This is a genomic window from Rhizomicrobium sp., from assembly GCF_056722145.1.
Window position 1 is genome coordinate 54,113 of record NZ_JBWZET010000203.1, and the last position, 6,230, is coordinate 60,342.

A 6,230-nucleotide genomic window follows, 5' to 3' on the forward strand; every position below is an offset into this window, starting at 1 on the left:
GCCCGATGGTTTAGGGCTGCGCGCAGAGCCGGGATCCACCCCGACGCAAGTCTTTTTGTAAAGTGGATCCCGGATCGCGCCATCTGTGCCGGACGGCAAGAGACTTGCGGGCGCGTCCGGAATGACAAATTACGAAGTGCCAATATGTCCAAGCCCAAACTCTTGATGCCAAAACTTTTGATGATCGTGTCGCCCAAATGGAAAGGGCTGACGGAAGCAACGCTCGACAATGCCGAGGTGGTGCTGGAGGGGCGCGATGCCTATGCCCCCGAAGAAATCGACTATGTGATGAGCTTCACGCCGCCGCCGGGCAAGATCGCCTCGTTGCCGAATTTGAAGGCGGCGTTCTGCCTCGGCGCCGGTGTCGACGGCTTCCTCGCCGATCCCGATTATCCGCGCGCCGTGCCGCTGGTGCGCTTCGTCGATCGCACCCTGTCGGCGGAGATGGCGCAGTACCTGCTGATGCATATCCTGATCCACCATCGCCGCCAGCGCTTCTTCGACGCCGCCCAGCGCGACGGCCACTGGCGCCAGCAGACGCTGCCGCGCCGCACCGAGGACACCCGCATCGGCTTTCTCGGTCTCGGCGAGATCGGCCGCTTCGCGGCGACGCGGTTGGCCGATCTCGGCTTTCAGGTGTCCGGCTGGAGCCGCAGTCGCAAGACGATTTCCGGTGTCACGACCTTTGCCGGCAACGACGAACTGCCCGCCTTTTTGGCGCAGAGCGATGTCCTTATCTGCTTGCTGTCGCTGACCCGCGCTACCCGCGGCATCCTCAATGCCGAAATCTTCGCGGCGCTGCCCAAGGGCGCTTTTGTCATCAACGTCGCCCGCGGCGCCCATCTGGTGGAAACCGATCTGATCGCGGCGCTCGATAGCGGGCAGCTGTCCGGCGCCGTGCTCGATGTTTTCGGCGAGGAGCCGCTGCCGTCAGCCAGCCCGCTGTGGCATCACGCCAATGTGACGATCACGCCACACATTGCCGCGGTGTCCCAGACCCCCGTCGTTCTTAAATACATCAGCGACGGCATCGCCGCCTTCGAACGCGGCACGGTGCCCGACACGCTGGTCGCTATCGACACCGCATATTAGGAGATGGACATGGCCTACACGCTCGTCATCGGTAACAAGAATCTCTCGAGCTGGTCGCTCAGGCCGTGGCTGGCGCTGAAGACGACCGGCGTCCCGTTCACCGAAATCCTGGTGCGGCTCGATCAGCCCGAAACCCGCGCCTCGATCGCGCAGCACTCCGCCGCCGGCAAGGTGCCGGTGTTGAAGATCGACGAGGCCGGCCGCGCGCTCACGGTGTGGGATTCGCTCGCCATCTGCGAAACCATTGCCGAGCGTCATCCCGAAGCGCATCTGTGGCCCGCCGATCCGGCCAAGCGCGCACTCGCCCGCTCCTATGCCGCCGAAATGCATTCGGGCTTTCCCGACGTGCGCCAGAACCTGCCGATGGATTTCGCCCGCAGGATCGCCACGCCGGCGCTCGATGAAGCCACCAACAAGCAGGTGGCGCGCATCATCAACGCCTGGGAAACCGCGCTTGCCGACAACGGCGGCGAATTCCTGTTCGGCGCCTTCTCGATCGCCGACTGCCTCTACGCGCCGGTGGTATCGCGGTTCACGACTTATGGCATCGACCTGCCCGCCGCCTCGGCCGCCTACGTCGCCCGGATGCTGGCATTGCCGGCATTGCAGGAGTGGAAAGCCGACGCCGAAGCCGAAGTCGGCAAAGGATGGAAGTGACCTTCCGCACGACGCGGTCGGGCTACTTCAATATCCCCGCCTCGCGATAGAAACGGGCGGCGCCGGGGTGGAGCGGCACCGACGACAGGCTGGCGGCATCGCCGATGCGGATACGGCCGGCGTCGGTTTCCTGGTCGAGCAGCGCCCGGTTGCCGGGGTGATAGAGCGCCCGCACCAGATCGTAGACCGCTTCCGGCGGAGCGCTGTCGGCGACGATCCAATAGGTGTGGCTCGACACCGTGGCGATGCGCGGGCTGCCGCGATAGGTGCCGGCGGCAATGGTGTCGGCGGCGATACCCTTGACGGTGGCGAGCAGCTTGGCGCGCCCGGCGCCCTCGATCGGCACGATCCGCGCCTGACCACGGCCGACCATGTCGGCAATCAGTAGCGCCGGCGCCCGACCGAGGAAGAAGAAGGCGTCGATCTTGCCTTCGCGCAGCAGGCCGCCGCTGATTTCGTAGGTTTCGCGTATGACTTTGGCGGGACGCACGCCATAGGCCTTCAGAATTGCCTCGGCGATGACGTCGGCTCCCGACTTGGCGCCGCCGAGCGATACCCGCTTGCCCTTGAGGTCGGCGAGGCTCTGGATCGGCGAGCGTGCCGGCACCACCAGCTGGACGTCTTCGCTGAAGAGATCGGCCATCACCCGGATATGGCTCTGCCGGCCCGATTGCCGGAAGGCGCCGCGACCCGCCACCGCATCGCCGACGACATTGCCCTGGGCAAGGCCGGAGGCGGCTTGCCCGGCGTTCACCGCCAGGACGTTGGCGACTGCCCCGTCACTCGAACGCGCCGACACGATCACGCCGGGCGGGCCGCATAACGGGCTCATCTCGCACCGCGCCAGGCCGGGCGGATGGGAAACGATGCGGGCGATCAACTCGCCGGCCGGGAAATAGGTTCCCGCCGCCGGTCCGGTCGCGATCTCGAACGAGCGGCGCGGCGGCAACGGCTGCGCCACCGCGGCCAATGCCACGACGGCGACAAGTCCCGCCTGCAATTTGAATCGTCTCCGGCGCAAACCCTAATGCCTTTTAACACCCTCGGCCGATGATTCGTCGGCGTCGCAGCGCAACTTAAGCCTTTGTTGACCGCATTTCGCCCATTCTGGCAAGGCAATCGGAAGGCTTTCTGACGATGTCCCGTCTTGGTCTCGCCCTCAGTGCTGCCGCGGTGTCGGCCCTTTTGGGCACCAGCGCGCTCGCTTCCCCACCGGAACCGTCGACCGCCACCTTGGCGCAAAGCATCGATGCCGGGGTGCGCGAAGCGCAACTGAAGCGCAGCCAAAGCGACTATGCCGGCGCGGTCAAGGTGTTGAGCCAGCTGATGCTGGTGGCGGCCGACGATCCACGCGTGGTCGGCGAATACGGCAAGGTGCTGGTGCAGCAGAACCGCCCGACCGAGGCGCTCGATTTCCTGCAGCGCGCCGTGCAGCTCAAGTCGAACGACTGGATGCTGTTCTCGGCGCTCGGCGTCGCCTATGACCAGAAGGGCGATTACGCCAACGCCCAGGCCGCTTATCAACGTGCTCTGACCCTGAAGCCTGGCGAAGCCGCGGTCCTCAACAATTACGCCATGAGCCGTTTGCAGGCCGGCGATCTCGCAGCCGCGCGCCAGCTCATCGCCGAGGCCGCCAACGGCTCGAAAGACGAACGCATCGCCAGGAACGTGAAGATGATCGCCGCCCTCAAGGTGCCGCCAGCGGGCAAGGGCGCCGCTGCGACGGCGGTTGCCGCGGTGCCCACCGCCTCGGCGCCGCCGCGCCCGCTCGCCCGCACCCTGACGCCGGCCGAAGGCAACAGCGTCGTGATGCAGGCAGTGCCACACGATTCAGAGGCCGGCCCGATCGCCGCCAAGCCGAAACCCAAGCGCACCGCCAACGCTGTACCGCAGCCACCGAAGAAGAAGCCGTCGGAGATTCCGGCGCTGCGGCTTTCGGGCGGCGGACAGTAAGCTGCACCACATCCATGTCGTCCTGACCGGGTCAGGCCCCACCGTGACGAAGAGTGGTGCTAAAGCATGTGCATGACGCGCATCACCGCCGGCCCCATGATCACGACGAACAGCACCGGCAGGAAGAAAATGATCATCGGCACCGTCAGTTTGGCGGGCAGCGCGGCGGCCTTCTTCTCGGCCTCGTTCATGCGCATTTCGCGGTTTTCCTGGGCGCAGATGCGCAGCGCCTGGCCCAGCGGCGTGCCATAGCGCTCGGCCTGATTGAGCGCGGTCGCCACCGCCTTGACGCCCTGATGACCGCAGCGCTTGGCAAGATTTTCGAACGCCTGCTTGCGATCGGGCAGATAACTCAGCTCCGCAGTGGTGAGCGCGAATTCTTCAGCGAGTTCGGTCGAGGCCTGACCGATTTCGGCGGCGACCTTCTGGAAACCGGCTTCGACGCTCATGCCGGATTCGACGCAGATCAAGAGAAGATCGAGGGCATCGGGAAACGCCGCCATGATCGATTGCTGGCGTCGCGCGATGGCGTTGGAGATGAACAAGTCGGGCAGGTAATAACCGGCGAGCGCGGTCGCCACCGCCGCGGCAAGCTTGAGCATCGGCGACCAATGGAAATTGCCGATGATGTAGAAATAGAGCAAGCCGAACGCGAACAGCGCGAACGGCATCACGAAGCGGAAGAAGTTGAACACCATCAGCGGCGTCGGCCCGCGCATGCCGGCCATCTGCAGCTTTTCCTGGGTGCCTTCCGAGGCCACCAGCTTGGCGAGGTTGAAGCGCTCGGAAATCTGCTTGATCAGCTTGGTCGAGCCGACCGGCTCGGTGCGCAAGCTGGCGCCGCGGCGTTGGCTGAGCTGCTCCTTGTGGCGGGCCCTGAGTTCCTCGCGCCGTTCGGCGACGTTCTTCAAGCGCTTCTGCAGCGTGTCGCGTTCGAGCAGCGGCAGGCCGAGGGTGACGAAGGTCGCAAACGCGAAAATCGCCGCCGCCGCGGTCGCCAGAAAGCGCGCGTCGAACAGCAGATCCATGATGTCGATGCCGTCGAACATGGCGCCGCCTCAGTGCTTGAAGTTGATCATCTTGCGCATCACCAGGATGCCGAAACCCATCCAGATGGCACAGCCGACCAGCATCATATTGCCCGCCTTCTCGGTGAACAGCAGCGAGATGTAGGCCGGCGTCGTCAGGTAGACGATGGTTCCCACCGCCGGCGGCAGCGAACCGATGATCATCGCCGAGGCCTTGGCTTCCGACGACATCGCCTTGATCTTGCCGAGCAGACGTTTGCGGTCGCGCAGCACGCCGGCGAGATTGCCGAGCGCCTCCGACAGATTGCCGCCGGTCTTCTGCTGGATGGTCATGACGATGGCGAAGAAGCTGACTTCGGCGGTCGGCATCGAGTCGTACATCTTCTTGAGGCCCTGCTCGAGCGTCAGGCCGACCTTCATGCCTTCCACCAGCTTTTTGAACTCGCTGCCGACCGGATCGCGGAACTCGCCGGCGACGACGCGCAAGGCGTCGGATGTCGGCAGGCCCGACTTGACCGAGCGCACGATGACGTCGATGGCGTTGGCGAAATCGGCGGTGAATTTCTTCTCGCGCCGCCCCTTGAGGAAGGCGAGGACCCAACGCGGCAAGCCGAAGCCGGCAGCAAATCCGGCCAGCGCCACCACCAGGATCGACTGCCCCTTGAAGATCAGCACCAGCGCCATGACGAGGCCGAGCGCCGCTGACGTGATCCAGAACGCCTGCGGCGAGGTGGCAAACAGGCCGGCCTGATCGAGACGGCGGCGGACGGTGACCGTCTGTTTCTTCTCCGCCTGCTTCTTCTCGAATTCCTTGAGCGCGGCCTGCATGTTGCGCTTGCGGGTGGCGGTGGCGTCGGGCTTACCGCTGCGAACTTCGGGTTTGGCGAGCGCCGCGACGCGGGCCTTGGAGCGATCGCCATCGCCGGCAAACGCGATCACGGCGCCGCCGCCAAGCAGCACGACCAGCATCACGGCCACGACCAGCATCATGGCTACACCTGCAACCCGTCGAGCGCTTCCGACAGCTCGCGTTCGAGGCCGAAATAGCGGGCGCGTTCCCAGAACTTGGGCCGGACGATGCCGGTGCCGACATGCTTGCCGCGGATGCGGCCGGCTTCATCCTCGCCGTCCATCTCGAATTTCATCAAATCCTGGGTGATGACGACATCGCCTTCGGTGCCGACCACTTCGGTGATGGCGGTGATGCGGCGCGAACCGTCGCGCAGGCGCTCGGCCTGAACGATGACGTCGATCGAGCCGACGATCATCTCGCGAATGGTCTTGGTGGGAAGCGCGAAGCCGCCCATGGTGATCATCGATTCCAGACGGCTCATCGCCTCGCGCGGGCTGTTGGAGTGCAGCGTACCCATCGAGCCGTCGTGACCGGTGTTCATCGCCTGCAGCAGATCGAACGCCTCGGGGCCGCGCACTTCGCCGACGATGATGCGTTCCGGGCGCATGCGCAGGCAGTTCCTGACCAGATCGCGCATGGTGATCTGG

At 65.1% G+C, this 6,230-nt stretch carries 7 protein-coding genes; 3 read left to right on the plus strand and 4 right to left on the minus strand.

Features of this window, described 5'->3' with window-relative positions; genetic code table 11:
• The first annotated feature begins 144 nt into the window (after window positions 1-144).
• Complete coding sequence (locus tag AC1P6P_RS10870) at window positions 145-1,092, plus strand: 2-hydroxyacid dehydrogenase (RefSeq protein ID WP_481402459.1); 948 nt, start codon at window positions 145-147, stop codon at window positions 1,090-1,092.
• 9 nt (window positions 1,093-1,101) lie between these two features.
• Window positions 1,102-1,749, plus strand: a complete 648-nt coding sequence (locus tag AC1P6P_RS10875) for a glutathione S-transferase family protein (protein WP_481402460.1) — start codon at window positions 1,102-1,104, stop codon at window positions 1,747-1,749.
• Window positions 1,750-1,771: 22 nt separating this feature from the next.
• Here the strand turns inward: AC1P6P_RS10875 and AC1P6P_RS10880 are convergent, their stop codons facing one another.
• Window positions 1,772-2,770 carry a TAXI family TRAP transporter solute-binding subunit gene (locus AC1P6P_RS10880; RefSeq protein ID WP_481402461.1) on the minus strand — a complete coding sequence of 333 codons (999 nt, stop codon included), beginning with the start codon at window positions 2,768-2,770 and terminating at the stop codon, window positions 1,772-1,774.
• 116 nt (window positions 2,771-2,886) lie between these two features.
• Between AC1P6P_RS10880 and AC1P6P_RS10885 the strand changes: the two genes are divergently transcribed.
• Window positions 2,887-3,702: a tetratricopeptide repeat protein gene (locus AC1P6P_RS10885; protein ID WP_481402462.1), complete on the plus strand. Its 816-nt coding sequence runs from the start codon at window positions 2,887-2,889 to the stop codon at window positions 3,700-3,702.
• 59 nt (window positions 3,703-3,761) lie between these two features.
• On the opposite strand, the gene AC1P6P_RS10890 is transcribed toward AC1P6P_RS10885, so the two are convergent.
• From AC1P6P_RS10890 to AC1P6P_RS10900, 3 genes are all read right to left on the minus strand, one after another.
• Window positions 3,762-4,751, minus strand: a complete 990-nt coding sequence (locus AC1P6P_RS10890; protein WP_481402463.1) for a type II secretion system F family protein — start codon at window positions 4,749-4,751, stop codon at window positions 3,762-3,764.
• Between the two features lie 9 nt (window positions 4,752-4,760).
• Window positions 4,761-5,720, minus strand: a complete 960-nt coding sequence (locus AC1P6P_RS10895; protein ID WP_481402464.1) for a type II secretion system F family protein — start codon at window positions 5,718-5,720, stop codon at window positions 4,761-4,763.
• A 2-nt stretch (window positions 5,721-5,722) separates the two neighbouring features.
• The coding region (locus tag AC1P6P_RS10900) for an ATPase, T2SS/T4P/T4SS family (protein WP_481402465.1) at window positions 5,723-6,230 on the minus strand (508 nt) is incomplete at its 5' end.

What these genes read in the sequence shown, in the direction of transcription:
- AC1P6P_RS10870 (WP_481402459.1), top strand. Translation starts at nt 145, where the DNA reads ATGTCCAAGCCCAAACTCTTGATGCCAAAACTTTTGATGATCGTGTCG.
- AC1P6P_RS10875 (WP_481402460.1), top strand. Translation starts at nt 1,102, where the DNA reads ATGGCCTACACGCTCGTCATCGGTAACAAGAATCTCTCGAGCTGGTCG.
- AC1P6P_RS10885 (WP_481402462.1), top strand. Translation starts at nt 2,887, where the DNA reads ATGTCCCGTCTTGGTCTCGCCCTCAGTGCTGCCGCGGTGTCGGCCCTT.
- AC1P6P_RS10890 (WP_481402463.1), bottom strand. Translation starts at nt 4,751, where the DNA reads ATGTTCGACGGCATCGACATCATGGATCTGCTGTTCGACGCGCGCTTT.
- AC1P6P_RS10895 (WP_481402464.1), bottom strand. Translation starts at nt 5,720, where the DNA reads ATGATGCTGGTCGTGGCCGTGATGCTGGTCGTGCTGCTTGGCGGCGGC.